Raw genomic sequence first — 19,113 nt, 5'->3', positions numbered from 1 at the left:
CACGCTCCTTCACGGGCCTAATGTTCGTGATGCGAGCATAGCGCGCGTATGGCGAACAATAGGCGGAGCCGCTCAGTCGAGCCCCAGGAGCACCGCCTGGTTGCCGCCGATCATGCGACGCACGTCGCGCTCCGTCACCCCGGAGTCCAGCAGCCGGGGGAGCAGCCGCCGATAGCCCTCGATGGGCAGCGGGTTGCCCTCCTGCCCGAGGTCGGAGCCGATGATCGTGTGCTCGGGCCCCACCTCGCGGATCCAGTCGAGCAGCACGTCGAGCCCGAAGAGGGTGCCGGAGTGGTACATGCCGATCTCGTGCTCGAAGACCGCGCCGAGCGACGCGAGGTGCCTCGCCAGGTCGTGGTCGATGCCGGCGATGTAGTTCGGATGGCTCACGAGCACGCGGCGCTGGCCGGCCGCGTGCGCGGCCTCGACGATCGCCGTCGCCTCCTCGGCGCCCAGGTGCCCGGTGCTCGTGATCGCACCCGCGTCGCGCGTCATCGCGATGATCTCCTGCGCGACCGGCAGCACCTCGCCATGGTCGTCCGTCACCCGCACCTCGTCCTGCGCTCGCATGCCCAACGGCTGGAAGTGCGCCTTCGTGCGCTCGTGCTCGCGGGCATGCGCGAGATGCGCGGCCGACGAGATCGTCGGGAACCACACGAGTCGGCCACCCATGCGAAGCGCCAGGTCGACGGCGTGCACGTTGAGCCCGCCGGCGACGCTGTTCAGCGCGAGGCCACCGAGCACCTGCGTGCGGATCCCTGCCAGCTCGGGCGCCATCGCCAGCACGTCCGTGACGGTCGAGTGGTAGTGGCACTTCACGAGGATCGCCCGGAAGCCGGCCTCGTCGGCCTGCCTCGCAGCCTCCACGTGCGTGAGGCGTCGGGGCATGGGCGATGGCCCCGAGTGCGTGTGCAGGTCGATCGCTCCGTGGAGCAGTGCGTCGATGGCGCTCATCGTCGAGCAGTCCTCTCGCTGGGATGGGATGCCGACACGCTATGCGGGCTCTCGGCGACGCGACGGTGGCGCGGGGCGAGTGAGGTGGTTTCCCCCATCCGGCGAGCGATGCACGTGCCGAATGGGGTGGTGCCACGCTATCGGCCGCACCGCGCGTGCCCGTGTGATGGGAACCGCACGTCCAGAGTCGGACGTCGACCCATCGAAGGGACCGCGCATGAGCGAACCGAGGGCACGCGCCGCCATCGTCACCGGCGCCACGGGAGGCGTCGGCAGAGCCGTCGTGGAGCGCATGCTCGCGCGGGGCTATCGCGTGGTCTGCGTCGACCTGGCGGCAGCACCGCCGGAGTGGGCCGACGACGAGCGCCTCGTGCTGCTCGAGGCGGACGTCGCGCTCGAGGCGACCGCCGACGAGGCCGTGCGGCTCTGCCTCGAGCGCTTCGGCCGACTCGACGTGCTCGTCAACGACGCCGCGCTGTTCCTCCGGAAGATGCTCGCCGACACGACGCTCGACGACCTGCGACGGCTGCTGGCGGTCAACGTCGTCGGCTCCTTCCTCATGACTCGGGCGGCGATCCCCGCGCTGGCCGACGTGCAGGGGGCGATCGTCAACGTCGCCTCGTCCTCCGGCCTCAAGGGCACGCCCGGCCAGGCCGCGTACTCGATCACGAAGGGAGCGATCGTGCAGCTCACCCGGCAGAGCGCGGTGGAGCACGGCCCCCTCGGCATCCGCGTCAACGCCGTCGCGCCGGGCCCCATCGACACGTCCTTCGTCGCCAAGGCGATCGCTGCGGGCTCCGTCGAGGGACCGACGCCGGAGGAGGTGCGCGCGGCCAGCCCGCTCGGTCGCATCTCGACCGCGGAGGAGGTCGCGGACGCGATCGTGTGGATCGCGGAGTCGCCCGCGACGAGCGGCGCCATCCTGTCGATCGACGGCGGGGTCACGGCGCGCTGACGCGCCGTGACGAGCATCATGACGACCGCGAGCGCATCCACCCCGTCCACGACGGGATCCGCCCGACGCGTCGGCGAGCCGCTGCTCGTCGTCGACCGCGTCGGCCACGTGTACGGCACCGGCGCGACGGCCCACCGCGCGATCGACGAGCTGTCGTTCGCCGTAGAGGCCGGCGAGCTCGTCTCGATCGTCGGCCCCTCGGGCGCGGGCAAGACCACGCTGCTGCGCGTCCTCGCCGGGCTCATGCGCCCCACGGAGGGCACCGTGCGCCTGTCCGGGCGGGTCGTGGACGCGGTGCCACCGGGCATGGCCATGGTCTTCCAGGACTACTCGCGATCGCTGCTGCCGTGGCTCACGGTCGCCAGGAACGTCGCCTTCTCGCTCGGCGGCGGCGGTGGTGGTCGACGCGGCGCGGCGGAGCGTGCCGGCATCGTCCAGGAGAGCATCGACGCCGTCGGCCTCACCGGGCACGAGCACCGCTATCCGTGGCAGCTCTCCGGCGGGATGCAGCAGCGCGTCGCCATCGCGCGTGCGCTCGCCTACCGGCCGAGCCTGCTCCTCATGGACGAGCCGTTCGCGTCCGTCGACGCGCAGACCCGCGCTGGGCTCGAGGACCTCGTGCTCGGCATCCAGGAACGCACGGACGTGACGATCCTGTTCGTCACGCACGACGTCGACGAGAGCGTCTACCTCGCCGATCGCGTCATCGTCCTCTCTCGACCGCCGTCGACCGTGGCGGCGGAGCTGCACGTGCCGCTGCCGTCGCCTCGCGACCAGATCGGCACGAAGGAGCTGCCAGCGTTCGTGAGCCTGCGCAGCCAGGTCGCGCGGCTCATCCAGCACGGCGGTCGGTCCGACGGGTCCGGCCCGAGCACGACGTCCGCGTCGGCACCCGCCGACGCAGCACCCCACCTCGATGGAGAGGCACTCCGATGAGCACTCGCACGATGCGCAGAGCACGACCGACGACGAGGACGGCTGCGGTGGCGAGCGCCGCGGCAGCCGCCGTGATGCTGGCGGGCTGCGCCGCGGGCGGGGGGACCGACGGCGTGGACGCCGGGTCGATCGCCGAGATCGCGGAGACCGCCGATCCGACGGCCCCCGAGGTCGATCGGATCCAGGGCGCGGTGTGGCAGGGCGCCATCAGCGCGCAGTGGTTCCTCGGCTCGCCGACGGCCGAGGGCTACGGCGTCGAGCTGGCCTCGGACTGGATGACCGATGCGACGGTGGGCCGCGCGCAGCTCGTCGCCGGTGAGATCGGCATCGTGCCCGGCTCGTCGGTGGGAGCGGTGCAGCTCGCGCAGAGCGGCGTGGATGCGCTCATCGTGGCGGGCAACTACGAGAGCGAGGAGGGCAGGCAGGTCGTGTACGCGATGCCCGACTCCGGCATCGAGACCGTGGCCGACCTCGAGGGCGCCACACTCGGCGCGACGTCGATCACCGGCAGCTGGCCCAATCGCATCCGTCTCGCGATCACGGAGGAGGGCGGCGACCCGTCCAGCCTCTCGCTCGTCGCCACGACGTACGGCGACATGGCAGAGCAGCTCCAGTCGGGCACCGTCGACGCGGTGATCGCAGCGTCGTTCGCGCTGCCCGCCGTGCAGGCGACCGGTGCCGAGCCCATCTTCGACGTCGGAGGCGGCGAGTACGCGGGTCGGCCCGAGAACGTGTGGCTCACGACGCGCGAGTTCCACGAGGCGAACCCCAACGCCATCGCGGCCTTCCAGTGCGCGATGGTCGCGGGCGCCAGGCTCGCGAACGAGCGGCCCGAGATGGAGCGCTACATGGCCGACACCCTCGGCTGGGACGACGGTCTCATCGCGAGCTCGCCGTCGCCGATCTCGATCGACGCCCCGCTCGACGTCGCGGCGGTGCAGGCCGACTGGGACGACGAGGTGGCCGTCTCGGGCGCGCCCGAGTTCGACGTGGGCTCGCTCGTCATCCCGATGCCCGCCGAGTGCTAGGTCCGCGACCGTGACCGCTCCGCTCAGCGAGGCCGTTCGGGGAGGAGGCGTCGAGGCAGCGGATGCGAGGTCCTCGACCCCGGTGCGCGCCCGCCGCGCGCCAGGACGGTCGCCGAGGGCCTGGACCGCATGGAGCCGCATCGCGCTCAGCCTCGGGGGCGTCGTGGCGTTCGCGGTGCTGCTCGAGGTCGTGGCACGGGTCGGGTTCGCGAACCCCGACTACGTCCCGTACCTCTCGCAGACCCTGGCGCGCTTCGGCGCGCTGCTCCTCGAGCCGGAGTTCTACGGACAGGTCCTCGACACGATGTCGGGGTTCGTGGTCGGCATCGTCATCGCGACGCTGCTGGGAGTCGCGCTCGGCGTGCTGTTCGGGCTGTGGGAGATCACCTACCGCTCGGCACGCACCGTGATCGAGATGGTGCGGCCCATCCCGGCCGTCGCCCTCATCCCGCTTGCCATCGTGCTCTTCGGCACCAACCTCGGCATGAAGACGATCATCGTCGTGCTCGCGAGCATCTGGCCCATCATGTTCAACGCGCTCTACGGGGTGCGCAACGTCGACCCGCTCATGCGCGACATGGCGCGCTCGTTCGGCCGCTCGAGGCTCGACGTCGTGCGCAGCGTCGTCATCCCGGCCGCGCTGCCCATGATGTGGGCCGGGGTGCGCATCTCGTCGACGATCTCGCTCATCGTCGTCATCACGCTCGAGCTCTACCTCGGTGGATCGGTGGGCGTCGGCGGCATGATCGCGGAGGCTCGCGCCGGCGGCAACGACGTGCTCTCGGCCTACGCGGCCATCGTCGTGGCCGGCGTGCTCGGACTCGTCGTGAACGTCGCGCTCGGCGCCGTGGAGCGCCGATGGCTGGCATGGTCGACGACCACCAAGGAAGGCTGACATGACGACGGTGGGGACGAAGGCCGGCGCTCGCCTCGACTCGGGGGCGGCGCACGCGGGCGGCGCCGCGCGCGCACGGCGATGGGCCATGGTCGCTGCGACACGGCTCGGACTGCTCGTGGTGCTGCTCGCCGCCTGGCAGGTGGCGGCCACCGTGCAGCCGAACCCGCACCTGCCGCCGCCCATGAGCATCCTCGACGCCGCGCGCAGGCTCTTCGTGACCGGTGGCGCCTACCTGTCGCCCGAGACGGCCTGGCTCGGCAACGCGCTGCCGACGATCGCCCGTGCGCTGGCGGGATTCGCCCTCGGGTCGCTGTGGGGCGTCACCCTGGGTGTCGTCGTGGGACTCTCGCGGCCGTTCCGCGTCGGCACGGGATGGGTCATCGAGTTCCTTCGCGCGTTGCCGGCCTCGGCAGTGCTGCCGCTGTTCATCGTCGTGCTGGGCGGCACCGACGCCATGCGCATCGCCTTCATCGCGTGGACGCTGTCGCTCTACCTCGTGATCAACGCCGCAGGCGGCGTCGCATCGGTGGAGCCGACGCTGATCCTGATGGGGCGGTCGCTTCGACTGCGCCGAGCCGCGATCGTCCGGCGCATCATCCTGCCGGCGGCCCTGCCGCAGATCTTCGCAGGCCTGCGCATCGGCACGAACAGCGCGATCATCCTCGCGATCGTGTCCGAGCTCTTCGTCGCGAGCGACGGCATCGGGTACCAGATCCGACTCACAGGCAGCAGCTTCGACTACCGCGCGATGTGGGCGTGGATCCTGCTGCTGTCGCTCGTCGGCGTCGCGATCAACGTCGTCGTGGAGCTCGTCGAGCGTCGCGTGCTCGGCTGGCACCGCCGCTCGCACTGAGCCACGACCCGGACGCGACGAAGGGCGGAGACCGTCGGTCTCCGCCCTTCGTCACGCGCTCAGCGGAAGCGCAGGCCGCGGCCCCTCGTGAGTCGGGTGCGCAGGAGGTACACGAGGTGGGTCCGCGGCCACTGCGTCACGTTCGCACCGCTCGCGACCGTGTAGTAGTTCGTGCAACCGGAGCTCATCGCCGAGGCGTGCGTGTCCAGCTGCTCGTCGATCCACTCGACCCAGCGGGTGGTGGCCGCGGCATCGGTGTCCACGACCCGACTGCTCGAGCGCTCGATCCGGCGGATGGCGGCGACGGCGACCTCCGCCTGCCGCTCGAGCTGGGCGATGATCGAGGTGCCACCGTTGGTGTTCGGCCCGTAGAGGATGAAGAAGTTGGGGAAGTCCGGCACGGTGATCCCGAGGAACGCCGTGGCGCGCTGCGCCCACGCGTCGTGCAGGTCGCGTCCGCCGGTCCCGCGCACCCGGAGGTTCGCGAGGAACTGCTGCGGCTGGAACCCGGTGCTGAGCACGAGCACGTCGACCTTCCGCTCCGTGCCCGTCGCGTCGACGATGCCGTCCTTCGTGACGCGCATCACCGCATGCGGCACCAGCTCCACGTTCGGCCGGTTGAAGGCCGGGTAGTACGTCGTGGCGACGATCGGGCGCTTGCAGCCCCACGGGTAGTCGGGCGTGAGCGCTGCACGCGTCTGCGGGTCGTGCACGGTCTCGGCGATGTAGTCGGTGCAGAGCTGCCGCATCTCGCGCTGCCTGCTGCTCTCGACGTCGTTGGCCTTGAAGCGTCGCCCGGCGACGGCGAACTGGTAGGCGCGATGGATGCGTTGGGCGAACGGCACGTGGCGGTACGTCCATCGCTCCCGCGCCGTGTACGCGCGCTCGCGCTTCGGCTCGATCCAACCGGGCTCACGCTGGTACACCGTGAGCTCGCCGACCTCGGGTGCGAGCGCTGGCACGACCTGCGCCGCCGTCGACCCCGTGCCGACCACCGCGACGCGCTTGCCGGCGAGGTCGTGGCCGTGCTCCCAGCGCGAGGTGTGGAATCGCACGCCCTCGAACTCTTCGAGCCCGGGCCAATCCGGGTAGCGCGGCACGTTGAGCAGGCCGACGGCCGAGACGACGAAGTCGAATCGCTCCGACGTCCCATCGGAGGCGTGCACCGCATAGGTGCGGTCGGCGTCGCTCCACTCGACGCGCTCGACCTTGGTCTCGAGCCGGACGTGGGGGCGGAGGCCGAAGCGGTCGACGACGTCGTTGGCGTACGCGAGCAGCTCGGGCTGCGTCGCGTGCGTGCGCGGCCAGTCGTGCTTGACGAACGAGAACGAGTAGGCGTGCGAGGGGATGTCGACCTCGCATCCCGGATAGCGGTTCTCGAACCAGGTGCCGCCGATGCCGGACGCCTGCTCGAAGATCGTGAACTCGGCGGACGTGCGCCGCTGCAGCTTCACGGCGAGCGCGATGCCGCCGAAGCCCGATCCGATGATCGCGACGCGCAGCCGTGGGCGGCGGGGCGTCGGTCGGCGGCCGGACGCGCGACGCGTCGTGGTCGAGCTCACGCCTCCGCTCCGGTCGACGACGCGGCGGGGGACGGCATCGGATAGTCGGCGGCGTTCAGCACCCATCCCTCCATCGACGAGAAGTCCACGCGCGGCGGGCTGAAGATGTCGACCAGGTGGTTGGTGCCCATGCCCACCGCCTCGCTCGTGTGCTGGCTGGGTGGCGGGATGATCGCGACCGACGGTGCCGTGGTGCGATGGTGCTGGTCATCGCGCCACACGGTGCTGTCGGTCGTCCAGGGCCAGCGGACGTGGTGCACGTACTCGCCGTCGAGCACGAGCGAGCACTGCTCGAAGTCGTCGTGATGGTGCGGGGAGAGCCGCGTCGCGTCGCGCGGGCCCGGCTGCGGGCGGATCCAGTTGACCATGAACGTGGTGCAGCGATACAGCCGGAAGGGGGAGCCCGGCAGGGTGGGCACCGTCAGGTCGTAGACCCGGACGCGGTAGCCGCCCACGGGCTCGGGCCAGGCTGCGAACTCCGGCACGTTGTGATGCGGGAGCGCGTAGTCGGCGGCGTTCGCGGCGAGGTCGACGAGGTCGGTGGCCGTCGAGCGCACGAGACGGATGACGCGTCCCGAGCCCGCGGCTCGCACGCGCGAGCGGCCGGGCGGCAGGACCACCATGCGCTCGCCGGGCACCTCGACCCGCTCGCCTCGGGCCTCGACGACGAGCGAGACTCGCGGGTCGGCGGCGATGACGACGTGCTCCTCCGGCTCGTCCCGCTCGCCGAGGTCGGTGTCGCCGTCGACGATCGACCAGCCGAGCACGAAGTTCTGCCCGCGAGCCCACCAGTCGCGGCGGCCAGGCGGCTCGATCGCCGGGGCGAGCTCCGAGAGCTCGACGGTGGAGAGCCCCGAGTAGTCGGTGGCTGCAGGTGCCGCGGCGGGGGTCGCCGTGGCGAGCGCCGAGCGCGGGTCGGAGGCGCCGTAGGGCATGGAGGTTCCCTTCGTGGTGCGGCCGGCGATCGGTCGCAGGTGTCGGAGTGCGGTCGTCGAGGTTCGGGCCCGGATGCTCGGCGTCCGGGCGAGGCGGTCAGAGCGAGCGGAGGCGATCGTGCACGTCGGCGACGAGGGAGGTGCCCGCCGCGCGCAGCAGCCCCGTGTCGTTCGAGACCATGACGTAGGCGTAGCCGCGGCGGGCGGCCGCCTCGACCTGCTCCGCGGTCTGCACGGCCGTGCCGACCGGGAGGCCACGGGCCGCGGCCTCTCGCAGCAGGCCGTCGACGGCCTCCGTCACGGCGGGGTCGGTCGCGCTGCGGCCGCTCGAGAGCTGCAGGTCGCCCATGCCCACGAAGACGCCGGTGAGGTGGGGCACGTCGAGGATGTCGGCGGCGCGCCGGAGGGCGCCGAGCTCCTCGAGCTGCACAGCACGCAGGATGTCGTCGCCGCGCGCCAGGTAGTCGGCGAGACCGGCGCCGCCCCAGCGTCCCGCACGGGACGTGGAGCCGTTGCCGCGCTCGCCCGCGGGCGAGAAGGTCATGGCCGACGCGGCCGCCGCTGCCTCCGCAGGCGACTCGACTCGGGGCACGAGGATCCCGTCGATGCCGCTGTCGAGCAGACGCTGCAGATGGCTTCCCGAGCGGTCGGGCGCGCGCGCGAGCACCTGCATCCCCGCGCCCTGCGCGACGACGATGGCGGCGTAGGCGCTCTGCAGGTCGAGCGGCGCATGCTCCATGTCGATGACGACGAAGTCGAAGCCCGCGATCGCGAGGATCTCGACCGCCTCCAGCGACGGCAGCTTCGACCACGTGCCCACGAGCGTGCGGTCGGCCTCGCGCAACGCTCGCGCGAAGCCGGGCACGTGGGGGGTCATGCGTCGAGCCCGATGAGGTGCGCCGGGTTCCGTTGGATCATCGTGGCGAGGTCGTCCTCGGCGACGCCCAGCTCGAGCAGTCGCGCGAGCAGCCTGCGGTAGCCCTCGACGGGAAGGGGATTGCCGACCTGGCCGAGGTCGGAGCCGAGCACGGTGCGCTCGGGGCCGACGGTGCGGATCCAGTCCACGAGCTGCTCGGCGGGGAAGATGTGGTCGCGGTCGTACATCGCGATCTCGTGCTCCACGTACGCCCCGAGCTCGACCATCTCGGCGAGACGCTCGCGGCCGATGTCGGAGACGTAGTCGGGGTGGCTCACGAGCACCCGGTCGTGGCCAGCCTCGTGCGCCGTGCGCACCACGGCGAGCGCCTGGTCGGCGTCGAGATGGCCCGTGGAGATCAGGGCGCCCGCATCCCTCGCCTGCTCGACGATGATGCGCACCTCCGGCCGCACGGCGTCGCTCCACCCGCCCTCGGCATCGGACTCGAACACGCGCACCTCCTCGCTCTGCAGCATGCCGAGCGGCTGGAAGTGCGCCTTCGTCTCGGCGTGCTGCTCGGCGTGGGCCAGGTGGGCGCTCGACGAGATCGTCGGGAACCACACCATCCGCCCGCCCATGCGGAACGAGCGATCGGTGGCCCAGGGGTTCAGGCCGCCGTTGGCGCTGTTGAGCGCGATGCCGCCGAAGACCTGGATGGGCAGGGGCTCGAGCTCGGATGCCATCGACAGCAGGTCCGTCACGGTGTCGTGGTAGTGGCACTTCACGACGATCGCGCGGAAGCCCGCGTCGGCCGCCTGCCGTGCCGCCTCGACGTGCGTGATGCGACGCGGCATGGGTGAGGGCCCGGAGTGGCAGTGCAGGTCGACGGCTCCGTGGAGCAGGTCGTCGATGACGGTCATGGTGTCTCCTCGGGTCGCATCGGGTCGTGCTGGCTGGGGCGCATCACTTGATCGCCATCGCGTTGGGCGGCGAGCCGACGCCGCCGGGCACCGCGAGCGGCTTCGCGGTCAGCAGGAAGGCGTGGTCGCCATCGTCGGCGCAGGCCTGGGCGAGCTCGTCGAGACGCCAGAGCTCGCCGAGGTAGATCCCGAGCAACGCGAGCAGCGGTCGGTGCAGCATGCCGTTGTGCACGGGGCCGCGCTCCGGCCGCGGCTCGTCGGGATCGACGAATCCGGAGTCGGGGTCGACGGGGAACGCCTCGACGCCGGCGTTGTCGGACGCGATCATGGCGATGCCCTCGTCCCACAGCAGCTCGAGCATCGCGTGACTCTGCGCGATGCCGGGGGAGCCCCAGCGCGCGCGGCGCTGCGCCTGCTGCTCCTGCGTCAGGCCGAGCCAGTCGCCCGCCCAGCCCGTGCGCAGGAGGATGACGTCGCCGCGTCGGAAGTCGACACCATGGAAGGCTGCGGCAGCGCGCAGGTCGTCGGCCGTGAAGGCCTCGTTCGTCGCGACGTCCAGATGCCGCCCCCGCGACGCGAGGTACCGGGGCATGTCGAGCAGCACGCCGCGCGTGACGATGCCGTGCTCCGCCAGCAGCTGGATGCCGAGCGCCTCGGTGCCCTCGGCCACGTCCTCGTCGGCCACGCCCCCGTAGAAGCCGTGCACCGGATGCCGCATGTGGCGCAGGCCGTCGATCTGCGACGTCGACTGCAGGTAGAACGAGTCGAGCCAGTCGTCGCGGTGGTGCGGGTTGTTCGCGAAGATGTGGTGCTCGGTGGCCGGGCGGGTGCCCGCGATGCTCGGCACGAACGCATTGATCGGATAGTCGAGGTCGAAGACGCGGCCGGTCCGCACGAGGCCCGCGGCGTGGACCGCCTGCTCGGCGCCCGCGAAGTGCAGCGCGCCCAGCTGGTCGCCCTCGCCGAACACGTTCCACGACGACCCGGCGGGAGCGTCCGTGCGCGCCAGCAGCTCGCGGTACGTCGGGACGACGCGGCCCGCGGCGTCAGGCATCGGACGCCGTGGGCGCCGCTGCGCCGTCGCGGGGCTGCCGGGCGGCGCCGGGCGCCGCCGCAGCGTCCGTGGCCGCGACGACGCCGGGCACGGCCGTCCCGTTGGTCTCGAGCGCGACGTTCGCGTCCGCGGCGGCGTTGCCCCCGCGCATGTCGGCCCGGGCGAGGTCGATGCCGCGGGTCTCGGGGGAGGCGATGACGCTGCCGATGATGAGCGCCCCCGCGATCACGAGCAGCACGACCGGGGTGAGGGTGAGCGGCATGAACGACGACAGGCCGGCCTGGTAGGCCGCGAAGAACCCGGGGATGACGACCGCGAGGGAGTAGCCGATGCCCCATCCCGACGACCGCACCCGCGTGGGGAAGCGCTCGTTGATGTACGACGGCAGCGTGCCGATCGTGAATCCGTTGACGCACTGCACGAAGAAGATCACCGCGATGAGCAGACCGAAGGGCAGCGGGACGTCGCTGCCCAGCAGGGCGAAGAGCGACGTCATGACGACGAGCACCAGCACGCCTGCCGTGAGCAGGATGGGCTTGCGGCCGAAGCGGTCGCTGAGGTGCCCGGAGAGCATGTACGCGAAGGGCACGACGATGTTGGCGAAGATCACGCTGAGGCTGAACTGCGTGGGGGTGAACCCTCGGCCGATGATGAGCTGCGGGATCACGGATCCGACCATGTTGACCATGAAGAACACGCCGGTCATGAGGATGAACACCTGGATGAACGAGCCGATGTTGCCCTTGCCCAGCATCTCGCGGATCGGGTTCTTCGCCTTCTCGGCGGTGATCCAGATCACCGACTCCTCCACGTCCTTGCGCAGGTAGCGGGCGGTGACGAAGCCGAGGATCGCGCCGACGACGAACGGGATGCGCCAGCCCCACTGCACGTAGGGCGAGTCGATCTCGGCCGCGGGTGCGACCTGCAGCGCGAGGAACGTGAACACGCCGATCGCGAGGTAGCCGACGGTCGACGCGCTCTGCACGAAGCCGCCGACCAGGCCGCGGCGGTTCGTCTTGGCGTACTCGATCGCCATCGGGGTCGCGGCGGTGTACTCGCCACCGAGGAAGACGCCGTCGACGAAGCGCAGCAGCAGCAGGAGCGAGATGGCGGCGACGCTGCCGATCTGCTCGGAGCCGGGCAGGCAGGCGATCACGAGCGTGACCGCGCTGAAGCCGTAGATGGCGATGGCGCCGACGCGCTTGCGGCCGAGGCGATCGGACAGGTGCCCGAAGAGGATGGCGCCCACGGGGCGGCCGAAGAGGGTCGCGGCGAGCGTGAAGCCCGTCACGACCGCGGTCTGCGCCGGGTCGAGGCCCTGCGTGAAGTAGATCATCGCGGGGAGGAGCGCCACCGATGGCAGGTAGATGTCGAACGAGTCGATGAGGAAGCCGAAGAAGGCCCCGCGGATCGCGCGTCGACGGCGCACCGTCGGATCGGTGGTGGACGTGTCGACACCTGCTGCAGTGCTCATGGGGACCTTTCGATGCTGGGGGACTCGTCGTCGGGTCCCCTCCACCGGGGGAGGCGGGCGGTCGCAGCGCGTTCCTCGGTGAACGTCCCCGACTGTACGGTCGTCATGCGAACATGTCAATCCGCATTCTGAACATTGCCCGATACGGTTTCAGCGGTGGATGCAGCCGGCGCGCTCGACGGCGGTGGGAGGATGGCGAACGCCCGCAGCTGGAGGGCCATCATCCGGTAGTAGCCCACGAGCGTCACGACCTCGAAGGCGGCCGTGGAGCCCAGCGCGTCCGTCGTCCGGCGCCAGTCGAGGTCGGAGAGGCTCTCGCCGGTGAGCAGCGTTCGCACGAGGTGGACGAGGGTGCCCTCTCGCGCGTCCCGCGGCGCGAAGGCCTCGGCGGCGAGATCGGCGATCTCCTCGAGCGAGAGCCCCGCGCGCACCGCCGCTCGATGGTGCGCGTAGCGCTCGAAGTCGCTGTCCTCGTGCTCCGCCACCAGCAGGATGGCGATCTCCCGTTCGCGAGGGGTGAGCGTGAGCTCGAAGCGGACGTGCTGCCCCAGGCGCTCGAGCACCAGTCCCAGTCGAGCCTCGAGCATCCATGCCGCGGGTGGGCCCGTGAGCTGCCCGTCGGCCGTCACGAGGCTGAAGTCGGAGCCGGGCGCCGCACGCGTGCCGGTCGCGTATCGCTCGTAGAGCTCCGCCTGCGGGCCCTCGAGGCGCATGGGGTCGATGCGGGGCGTGCGCGTCATGCTGCGGCCTCCGAGCCCTGGACGGCGACCTGGGCCTGCACGGCCCCCGCGCCCCGCGGCTCCGGCACCTCGCGGCGGAGCAGCGCATGCGGGTTCACCACGAGCATCCGACGCAGCTCGTCGGGCGTGCACCCCAGGTAGTGGAGCTGCTCGGCGAGCGTGCGCAGCGACTCGGGGATGGGCGGCACCCAGCGCGAGAACACGTCGGACGACAGCACCACGTGCTCCGGTCCGATCTCGCGGATCGCGTCGGCGAAGTCGCGCACCGAGTGATGCGACTCGGGATTGATCAGCGGCGCGCTCGAGAGCTCGACGTACGCGCCCAGCCTCGTGAAGGCGTGCAGCTGGGAGGGATCGTCCGTGAAGTGCAGCGGATGCGTGAGCATCACGGGGACGTCGAGCCGCCGGCAGAGCTCGACGACGGCGTGGCTCTCGTCGAGCGACAGGTGGCCGGTGCCGAGCAGCAGGCCGCGCTCGGCGCACACGGCGATCGTGTCCGCGACCTCCGGTCGCAGCGCTCCGCGAGCGTCGAGGGCGGAGATCGCGTGCGCCCGGGCGTACTCGGCGAAGGTCGCCGTCTGCCGTTCGAGGAGCCGCGAGATGTAGCCCCATCGCTCGACGTCGGCGCTCGCACCCCACGTCGGCATGAAGACGACCTGCGCGCCGTGGTCGGCCGCCCATCCGACAGCCGTGGGCGAGATCCCTCCGACCTGCGGGTTGAGCGTGATGCTGCCCAGCACGTCGAACGGGGTGTCGCCGAGGTCGCGCTGCACGAGCGCCGCCCGATCCATCGTGGGCCACAGGTGCGACTTGAGGACCCATCCGCGCATGCCGTAGGCGTGCGCGAGCCGGGCGACGCCGATGTCGGGCCCGCGGTTCATCGTGCTCGCCGACAGGTCGGGCTGGCCGTGCGCATGCAGGTCGAACGCGCCGTCGAGGAAGCGCCCGAAGTCGGGCGGCAGCGCATCGGCGAAGGTGGGCGTGGCGGGGTCGTGGTCCATCGGATCCTCATCGATCGGTTGCGGTGCGGTCCCTCCGCTGCCACGCTGTGGCACCGACACAGAAAGTTCGGAGTGTGACATGTCGGTTCGCATGACGATCATGATCGGCTACGTGCGCTGGCGCAACCGAGGTCGCCACCATCCGGACGCGATGGATCGCGCCCTCGCGACACGTGCGCACCCGGCACCGGTGCCCGAGCGCGTCGCGCGGTGGTGCGAGGTGACGGAGCGAGCGGTGCAGGGTCGGCGCGTGGTGACGCTCAGGCCCAGGAGTCGCGCCGACGGCCCACCCGCTGCGTCGGTCGACGCCTGCCAGGTGGTGCACGTGCACGGGGGAGCGTTCGTCTTCGCCATCCAGGACCTGCACTGGCTCGCGCTCGCGACGCTCGCCACGCGCTCGGGCGCGACCGTGCACGTGCCGCTGTACGGCCTCGCGCCGGCGCATGCGGCACCGGAGGCCCTCGAGCTGCTCGACGAGGTGGTGGCATCGGTACGCGGCTCCGCCCCGGGCCGGCGCGTCGTGCTCTCGGGGGACTCGGCAGGAGGTGGGCTCGCCCTCGCGCACGCCGTCCGGACCAGGGATCGAGGAGCGCCGCCCGTCGACGCCCTGCTCCTGTGGTCGCCGTGGCTCGACGTCGCGGTGCCCGATCGCGACGATCCCCGGCTCGAGCGGCGCGAGCCCATGCTCACCGTCGCCTCGTTGCGACGCGCCGGGGCGATGTGGGCGGGTGCGAACGGCGTGCGCGATCCGCGAGCGAGCCCCATCCATGCGGATCTCGTGGGTCTGCCCCCCATCACGACCCTCGCAGGCGGCCGCGACCTGCTCGTGGAGGACGCCCGGCGGCTGCATCGCGCCGTGCATGCCGTCGGTGGCGCATCCACCCTCCGCGAGTGGCGGGGCGGGTTCCACGTGTTCATGGCGGCGATGCGCACGCGGGAGTCGCGCCAGGCGATCGCGATGGCCGCGGACGTGCTGCGCGGGGAGCGGCCCGATGGGCGCGCGGCCGCACCGTCAGGCAGAGGGCGCTGACTCCTCGACATGCGCTCCGAGATCCGCGCCGATGGCGTCGGCCGTCGCGACGAGGCTCGTGACGATCGGCGACGTCGCGCCGAGGTCGACCTCGGGGCCGACGCCCATCACCGCGACCGTGGCGGCGATGCCCGTCGCGTCGAGCACGGGTGCGGCGACGGCGAACAGGCCGCCCGAGCTGTAGACCACGGCGAAGCCGTCGGAGCGCGCCTGGGTGGTGGCCGCCTCGTACTCCGCGCGCTGGCCCGGCGAGGCCGACTCGGCGAGGTAGTCGGCGCGCTCGCGATCCGTCATGTGCGCGAGGAACACGTGCGTCTGCGCGGCGGTGTGGTCGAGCTGCGTACCCTCGCGCACGGTCACGACCATCGTGCGGCTCCGGTCCTCCTCGACCAGGGCCACGACCGGTCCGCGCGCGCCCCAGATGCTCACGACGGCGGTGAGTCGCACGCTGCCGGAGAGGGCGGCCAGGTGCCGAGGGGCCACGGTGATGACGCGCCTGCGGGCGAGCGCGTGGATGCCCAGCTGCAGCATGACGCCGCCCAGCGCGAAGGCGCCGCGGCGCGAGCTGCGCTCGAGGATGCCGGCCGCGACCAGCGAGACGCAGTAGCGATAGGCGGTGGTGCGGTTCAGGCCGAGGCGCTCGGCGACCTCGGCCGCGGTGAGCTCATCGGTGTCGGGCCCGAAGAGCGCGCAGATCTGGCCGACGCGCGCGACCGACTGGATGTCGGAGCTCGAGGCCTCGTCGGTGTCCCGCTGGTTCGCCATGTCGACATGATAGTTCAGGGTGCGAACATCGCGGACTGCTCGACGGCGACACCATCCTTCCGATGGTGCACGACCGCCAACTGGCATCCGCGCTTCGTCCGTCAGTCTTGCATTTGCCCGTCGCGCGCTTGTGCGAAGGAGGCGCAGGAGAGCCGCGGGGCTCGGCCAGCCAGGTCCCGAACAGCGTGGGACCACTCTGGTCAGGGGCACCCCCGGGGTGGAACGCTGGAGCCCTCCCACTCTCGAGCAGTTCTTGACATATTGTCGGACAATCAGGCATCGTGGCGTCGATGCCACCGGCGTCCCAGTACAAGGAGGTACTCGTGAGCAAGGGCTCTGCGACGGCCGCAGCGCCATCGAAGTCGAGGGTCGCCGTCGCGGTTGCCGTCGGCAACTCCATGGAGTGGTTCGACTTCGCGGTGTGCGGCTTCTTCGCCGTCATCATCGGCCAGCTGTCCTCGAGCGGCCCGAGGCGCTCGCGATGAGCGCCATCGGGCTCACGGTCCACCTGCTGCCATGCCCGGTCGCGGGAGCACTGCCGGCGTCCAACCGCTCGAGCGCGAGCGCGATCGGCTTCGACACCGACGCCGACGCGACGACCACCGGACGGCGACAGGAGCAGCGATGAGCGACCCGGCGACGACCGACGCGAGCAATCGCGTCACGATCGTGCAGTACGGCACGCGGCAGGGCCGCAAGTCCGAGGTGTACCTGAACTGGGGCATCTACGGTCGGCCCGACGAGCCGATCGGCATGGACTACTTCGTGTGGCTCGTCGACACGCCCGCAGGCCCGATCGTGGTCGACACCGGGTTCTCGAGCACGGGCGGCGCGAACCGCGAGCGCACGTTCCTCGTGCATCCGACCGATGCCTTCGCCGCCCTCGGGATCGACCCGTCGACTCGACCGGAGGTGCTCGTCACCCACGCGCACTACGACCACGTCGGCAACCTCGACCACTTCCCCGACTCGCGCATCACCATGGCCGCTGCTGAGCACGCGTTCTGGACGAGCCCCATGGGTGCGCGGGCGCAGTTCCGGCACTCGACCGAGGACGTCGAGATCGACGAGCTGCGCCGCGTGGAGTCCGAGGGCCGGCTGCGGACGTTCGTCGACGAGCTCGAGGTCGCGCCGGGCGTGCGGATGCTGCGCGTGGGCGGGCACACGCCCGGGCAGTCGATCGTGCTCGTCGACACCGCGGCCGGCACCGTCGCCCTCGCCTCCGACGCCATCCACTACTACGAGGAGCATGACGACGACGTGCCGTTCGCATTCGTCGCCGACCTGCCCGAGATGTACGCGGGCTTCGACCTGCTGCACGCCATGGTGGCCGACGGCCGGGTGCAGCACCTGGTGTCGGGCCACGACCCGTCGACGCTCGACCGGTTCGGTCGCATCGCCGACGGTCCGCTGCCGGGCCTCACGGCCTGCATCGGATGACGAGACCACGAGACGACAGAGGAGGACGCACGACATGACAGCACCCAGGAGGTTCGAGGGGCTCGTCGCCATGGTGACCGGCGCGATGGGAGGGCTCGGTGCCGCCTCGGCTCGACGGCTCGCGGCCGAAGGCGCCTGCGTCGTCGCCGTCGACCGCGACGAGCGCATCGTCGAGGCAGCGGCGCAGCTGCCGGGCGACGCGGTCGGCGTCGTGGCGGACATCGCCGACGAGGCCGCCGTCGACGCTTCGATGGCCGCAGGGATCGCCGCCTTCGGGCGCATCGACCGCTTCCATCTCAACGCCGGCATCTTCGGCTCCTTCGCATCGCTGCCCGACCTCGAGGTCGACGACTTCGAGCGCGTCATGCGCGTCAACGTCACGGGGCAGCTGCTCGGCATCCGCGCGGCATTCCGGCACTACCGCGACCACGCTCGGGCCGGCACCTTCGACGGCGGCGCCATCGCCGTCACCGCGTCGATCGCCGGGCATCGCGGCTCGGCCGACCTCATCCCGTACCAGACCTCGAAGCACGCGGTGGTGGGACTCGTGCACAGCGCGGCCGTCTACGGTGGGCCGCTCGGAGTCCGCGTCAACGGCGTCGCACCGGGGATCGTGCCTACGGGCCTCTTCGCCGATGCCGCGACGCAGGCCGGCGGTGGCGACGACATGGTGCGTCGGGCCTCCACGACCCCGCTGCGTCGCGCAGGCCGCGCGGAGGAGATCGCGAGCGTGGTCGCCTTCCTGCTCTCCGACGACGCGTCGTACACGACCGGGGAGATCGTGTCGGCGGACGGCGGTGCCGCGATCGTCAACACCGTCCGCCCCGCGGGTGGCGCCGGCGCATGGGATCCGGCCGTCGTCGACCAGGGCATGTACGCCGACTGGCGAGGGGGCCCCCGTGGCTGACCCGACGCACGCGGGCACGACCGTCGGCGCGCCCCGGGTCGGCTTCATCGGCCTCGGCAACATGGGTGGCCGCATGGCGCGCTGCATCACCGGCGCGGGCGTGCCCGTCCTCGGCTTCGACCCGCGCACCGCCGCGATCGGCGAGGCAGGCGCTGACGAGGCGGCGACCGCCACGGCCGTCGTCGCAGGCAGCGACGTCGTGCTGCTGTCGCTCCCGGACTCGAAGATCGTCGAGGCCGTCGTCTACGGCGACCCGGAGCTGCTCGCGGCCGTGCGGCCCGGCCAGGTCGTCGTCGACCTGTCGACCGCCGCGCCCGAGTCGACGCGCCGCATCGCCACCGACCTCGCCGACCGTGGCGCGACGTACCTCGACGCCGGCATCTCCGGCGGTGCGGCCGCAGCCGATCGCGGAGCCCTCACGCTGATGATCGGTGGCGACCTCGAGGCGCTCGAGAGCGTGCGACCCATCCTCGACCGCTTCTCGTCGGGCATCCACCACTGCGGCGCCTCGGGTGCCGGGCACACGGTGAAGCTGCTGAACAACTTCCTCAACGCCATCGCGCTGTCGGCGACGGCGGAGGTCATGGTGGCCGCGCGGAAGGCCGAGCTCGACCTGCGCACGGTGCTCGAGGTGCTCAACGCCTCGTCGGGCGTGAACTTCGCCACGATCAATCGCTTCCCGCGGATCATCGAGGGCGACTACCTCGAGGGAGGGCTGACGAACACCCTCATGCTCAAGGACGTCACGCTCTACCTCGAGCTCCTCGCCGATCTCGGCGTGCCGAGCCTCAATGCCCCCGGCCCC

General features: G+C 71.6%; 21 protein-coding genes. 11 read left to right on the top strand and 10 right to left on the bottom strand.

Annotated features, from left to right (window positions below):
* Positions 1 to 72: 72 nt before the first annotated feature.
* Entirely contained in the window at positions 73 to 954 is an 882-nt protein-coding gene (locus ABD249_RS14410) for a DUF6282 family protein (RefSeq protein ID WP_344344740.1), read from the bottom strand.
* Between the two features lie 217 nt (positions 955 to 1,171).
* Here ABD249_RS14410 and ABD249_RS14405 point away from each other — a divergent pair, with 217 nt between their 5' ends.
* The 5 genes from ABD249_RS14405 (at position 1,172) to ABD249_RS14385 (ending at position 5,624) form a co-directional block, all read left to right on the top strand.
* A complete protein-coding gene (locus tag ABD249_RS14405) occupies positions 1,172 to 1,909 on the top strand; it encodes an SDR family NAD(P)-dependent oxidoreductase (protein WP_344344739.1) in 738 nt (245 codons plus the stop codon).
* Between the two features lie 18 nt (positions 1,910 to 1,927).
* Positions 1,928 to 2,845 (top strand): ABC transporter ATP-binding protein, encoded by a 918-nt coding sequence (locus ABD249_RS14400; protein WP_344344738.1) that lies wholly within the window; start codon positions 1,928 to 1,930, stop codon positions 2,843 to 2,845.
* A 47-nt stretch (positions 2,846 to 2,892) separates the two neighbouring features.
* Positions 2,893 to 3,873, top strand: a complete 981-nt coding sequence (locus ABD249_RS14395) for an ABC transporter substrate-binding protein (protein ID WP_344344737.1) — start codon at positions 2,893 to 2,895, stop codon at positions 3,871 to 3,873.
* A gap of 163 nt (positions 3,874 to 4,036) precedes the next feature.
* Positions 4,037 to 4,768 (top strand): ABC transporter permease, encoded by a 732-nt coding sequence (locus ABD249_RS14390; RefSeq protein ID WP_344344736.1) that lies wholly within the window; start codon positions 4,037 to 4,039, stop codon positions 4,766 to 4,768.
* Position 4,769: 1 nt separating this feature from the next.
* Complete coding sequence (locus tag ABD249_RS14385) at positions 4,770 to 5,624, top strand: ABC transporter permease (RefSeq protein ID WP_344344735.1); 855 nt, start codon at positions 4,770 to 4,772, stop codon at positions 5,622 to 5,624.
* Positions 5,625 to 5,683: 59 nt separating this feature from the next.
* Here the strand turns inward: ABD249_RS14385 and ABD249_RS14380 are convergent, their stop codons facing one another.
* The 8 genes from ABD249_RS14380 to ABD249_RS14345 form a co-directional block, all read right to left on the bottom strand.
* Positions 5,684 to 7,186 carry a flavin-containing monooxygenase gene (locus ABD249_RS14380; RefSeq protein WP_344344734.1) on the bottom strand — a complete coding sequence of 501 codons (1,503 nt, stop codon included), beginning with the start codon at positions 7,184 to 7,186 and terminating at the stop codon, positions 5,684 to 5,686.
* Positions 7,183 to 8,121, bottom strand: coding sequence for a cupin domain-containing protein (locus ABD249_RS14375; protein ID WP_344344733.1), 939 nt, complete (start codon positions 8,119 to 8,121; stop codon positions 7,183 to 7,185). The genes ABD249_RS14380 and ABD249_RS14375 overlap by 4 nt, the downstream gene beginning before the upstream one ends.
* 97 nt (positions 8,122 to 8,218) lie before the next feature.
* Complete coding sequence (locus tag ABD249_RS14370; RefSeq protein ID WP_344344732.1) at positions 8,219 to 8,998, bottom strand: HpcH/HpaI aldolase family protein; 780 nt, start codon at positions 8,996 to 8,998, stop codon at positions 8,219 to 8,221.
* Positions 8,995 to 9,897 (bottom strand): DUF6282 family protein, encoded by a 903-nt coding sequence (locus ABD249_RS14365; RefSeq protein WP_344344731.1) that lies wholly within the window; start codon positions 9,895 to 9,897, stop codon positions 8,995 to 8,997. The genes ABD249_RS14370 and ABD249_RS14365 overlap by 4 nt, the downstream gene beginning before the upstream one ends.
* Positions 9,898 to 9,940: 43 nt before the next feature.
* Positions 9,941 to 10,951, bottom strand: a complete 1,011-nt coding sequence (locus ABD249_RS14360; protein WP_344344730.1) for a cyclase family protein — start codon at positions 10,949 to 10,951, stop codon at positions 9,941 to 9,943.
* Positions 10,944 to 12,425 (bottom strand): MFS transporter, encoded by a 1,482-nt coding sequence (locus ABD249_RS14355; protein WP_344344729.1) that lies wholly within the window; start codon positions 12,423 to 12,425, stop codon positions 10,944 to 10,946. The genes ABD249_RS14360 and ABD249_RS14355 overlap by 8 nt, the downstream gene beginning before the upstream one ends.
* 116 nt (positions 12,426 to 12,541) lie before the next feature.
* Positions 12,542 to 12,988 carry a carboxymuconolactone decarboxylase family protein gene (locus ABD249_RS14350; RefSeq protein ID WP_344344728.1) on the bottom strand — a complete coding sequence of 149 codons (447 nt, stop codon included), beginning with the start codon at positions 12,986 to 12,988 and terminating at the stop codon, positions 12,542 to 12,544.
* Between the two features lie 173 nt (positions 12,989 to 13,161).
* Positions 13,162 to 14,166: a DUF6282 family protein gene (locus tag ABD249_RS14345; protein WP_344344727.1), complete on the bottom strand. Its 1,005-nt coding sequence runs from the start codon at positions 14,164 to 14,166 to the stop codon at positions 13,162 to 13,164.
* A gap of 250 nt (positions 14,167 to 14,416) precedes the next feature.
* On the opposite strand from ABD249_RS14345, the gene ABD249_RS14340 reads away from it, so the two are divergent.
* A complete protein-coding gene (locus ABD249_RS14340) occupies positions 14,417 to 15,196 on the top strand; it encodes an alpha/beta hydrolase fold domain-containing protein (RefSeq protein ID WP_344344726.1) in 780 nt (259 codons plus the stop codon).
* Here ABD249_RS14340 and ABD249_RS14335 read toward each other — a convergent pair.
* Entirely contained in the window at positions 15,179 to 15,961 is a 783-nt protein-coding gene (locus tag ABD249_RS14335) for an IclR family transcriptional regulator (RefSeq protein WP_344344725.1), read from the bottom strand. The genes ABD249_RS14340 and ABD249_RS14335 overlap by 18 nt on opposite strands.
* A gap of 323 nt (positions 15,962 to 16,284) precedes the next feature.
* Between ABD249_RS14335 and ABD249_RS14330 the strand changes: the two genes are divergently transcribed.
* The 5 genes from ABD249_RS14330 to ABD249_RS14310 all read left to right on the top strand — a co-directional run.
* Positions 16,285 to 16,446 (top strand): hypothetical protein, encoded by a 162-nt coding sequence (locus ABD249_RS14330; RefSeq protein WP_344344724.1) that lies wholly within the window; start codon positions 16,285 to 16,287, stop codon positions 16,444 to 16,446.
* Positions 16,443 to 16,589: a hypothetical protein gene (locus ABD249_RS14325; RefSeq protein WP_344344722.1), complete on the top strand. Its 147-nt coding sequence runs from the start codon at positions 16,443 to 16,445 to the stop codon at positions 16,587 to 16,589. Before ABD249_RS14330 ends, ABD249_RS14325 begins: the two co-directional genes overlap by 4 nt.
* Positions 16,586 to 17,401, top strand: coding sequence for an N-acyl homoserine lactonase family protein (locus ABD249_RS14320; RefSeq protein ID WP_344344720.1), 816 nt, complete (start codon positions 16,586 to 16,588; stop codon positions 17,399 to 17,401). Before ABD249_RS14325 ends, ABD249_RS14320 begins: the two co-directional genes overlap by 4 nt.
* 34 nt (positions 17,402 to 17,435) lie before the next feature.
* Positions 17,436 to 18,308: an SDR family NAD(P)-dependent oxidoreductase gene (locus ABD249_RS14315; protein ID WP_344344719.1), complete on the top strand. Its 873-nt coding sequence runs from the start codon at positions 17,436 to 17,438 to the stop codon at positions 18,306 to 18,308.
* Positions 18,301 to 19,113: NAD(P)-dependent oxidoreductase (locus ABD249_RS14310; protein WP_344344717.1), on the top strand; the 813-nt coding region annotated here is incomplete at its 3' end. The genes ABD249_RS14315 and ABD249_RS14310, both read left to right, overlap by 8 nt.

The organism is Agrococcus versicolor, assembly GCF_039531815.1.
Taxonomy (GTDB): Bacteria; Actinomycetota; Actinomycetes; order Actinomycetales; family Microbacteriaceae; genus Agrococcus; species Agrococcus versicolor.
The sequence above is the reverse complement of the archived record's forward strand: the minus strand, read 5'-3'. Positions and strand labels throughout refer to the sequence as shown.

Excerpts from the sequence above, each read along its gene's own strand:
- ABD249_RS14410 (WP_344344740.1), bottom strand. The coding sequence starts at position 954 with ATGAGCGCCATCGACGCACTGCTCCACGGAGCGATCGACCTGCACACG.
- ABD249_RS14405 (WP_344344739.1), top strand. The coding sequence starts at position 1,172 with ATGAGCGAACCGAGGGCACGCGCCGCCATCGTCACCGGCGCCACGGGA.
- ABD249_RS14400 (WP_344344738.1), top strand. The coding sequence starts at position 1,928 with ATGACGACCGCGAGCGCATCCACCCCGTCCACGACGGGATCCGCCCGA.
- ABD249_RS14385 (WP_344344735.1), top strand. The coding sequence starts at position 4,770 with ATGACGACGGTGGGGACGAAGGCCGGCGCTCGCCTCGACTCGGGGGCG.
- ABD249_RS14375 (WP_344344733.1), bottom strand. The coding sequence starts at position 8,121 with ATGCCCTACGGCGCCTCCGACCCGCGCTCGGCGCTCGCCACGGCGACC.
- ABD249_RS14370 (WP_344344732.1), bottom strand. The coding sequence starts at position 8,998 with ATGACCCCCCACGTGCCCGGCTTCGCGCGAGCGTTGCGCGAGGCCGAC.
- ABD249_RS14365 (WP_344344731.1), bottom strand. The coding sequence starts at position 9,897 with ATGACCGTCATCGACGACCTGCTCCACGGAGCCGTCGACCTGCACTGC.
- ABD249_RS14360 (WP_344344730.1), bottom strand. The coding sequence starts at position 10,951 with ATGCCTGACGCCGCGGGCCGCGTCGTCCCGACGTACCGCGAGCTGCTG.
- ABD249_RS14355 (WP_344344729.1), bottom strand. The coding sequence starts at position 12,425 with ATGAGCACTGCAGCAGGTGTCGACACGTCCACCACCGATCCGACGGTG.
- ABD249_RS14345 (WP_344344727.1), bottom strand. The coding sequence starts at position 14,166 with ATGGACCACGACCCCGCCACGCCCACCTTCGCCGATGCGCTGCCGCCC.
- ABD249_RS14335 (WP_344344725.1), bottom strand. The coding sequence starts at position 15,961 with ATGGCGAACCAGCGGGACACCGACGAGGCCTCGAGCTCCGACATCCAG.
- ABD249_RS14325 (WP_344344722.1), top strand. The coding sequence starts at position 16,443 with ATGAGCGCCATCGGGCTCACGGTCCACCTGCTGCCATGCCCGGTCGCG.
- ABD249_RS14320 (WP_344344720.1), top strand. The coding sequence starts at position 16,586 with ATGAGCGACCCGGCGACGACCGACGCGAGCAATCGCGTCACGATCGTG.
- ABD249_RS14315 (WP_344344719.1), top strand. The coding sequence starts at position 17,436 with ATGACAGCACCCAGGAGGTTCGAGGGGCTCGTCGCCATGGTGACCGGC.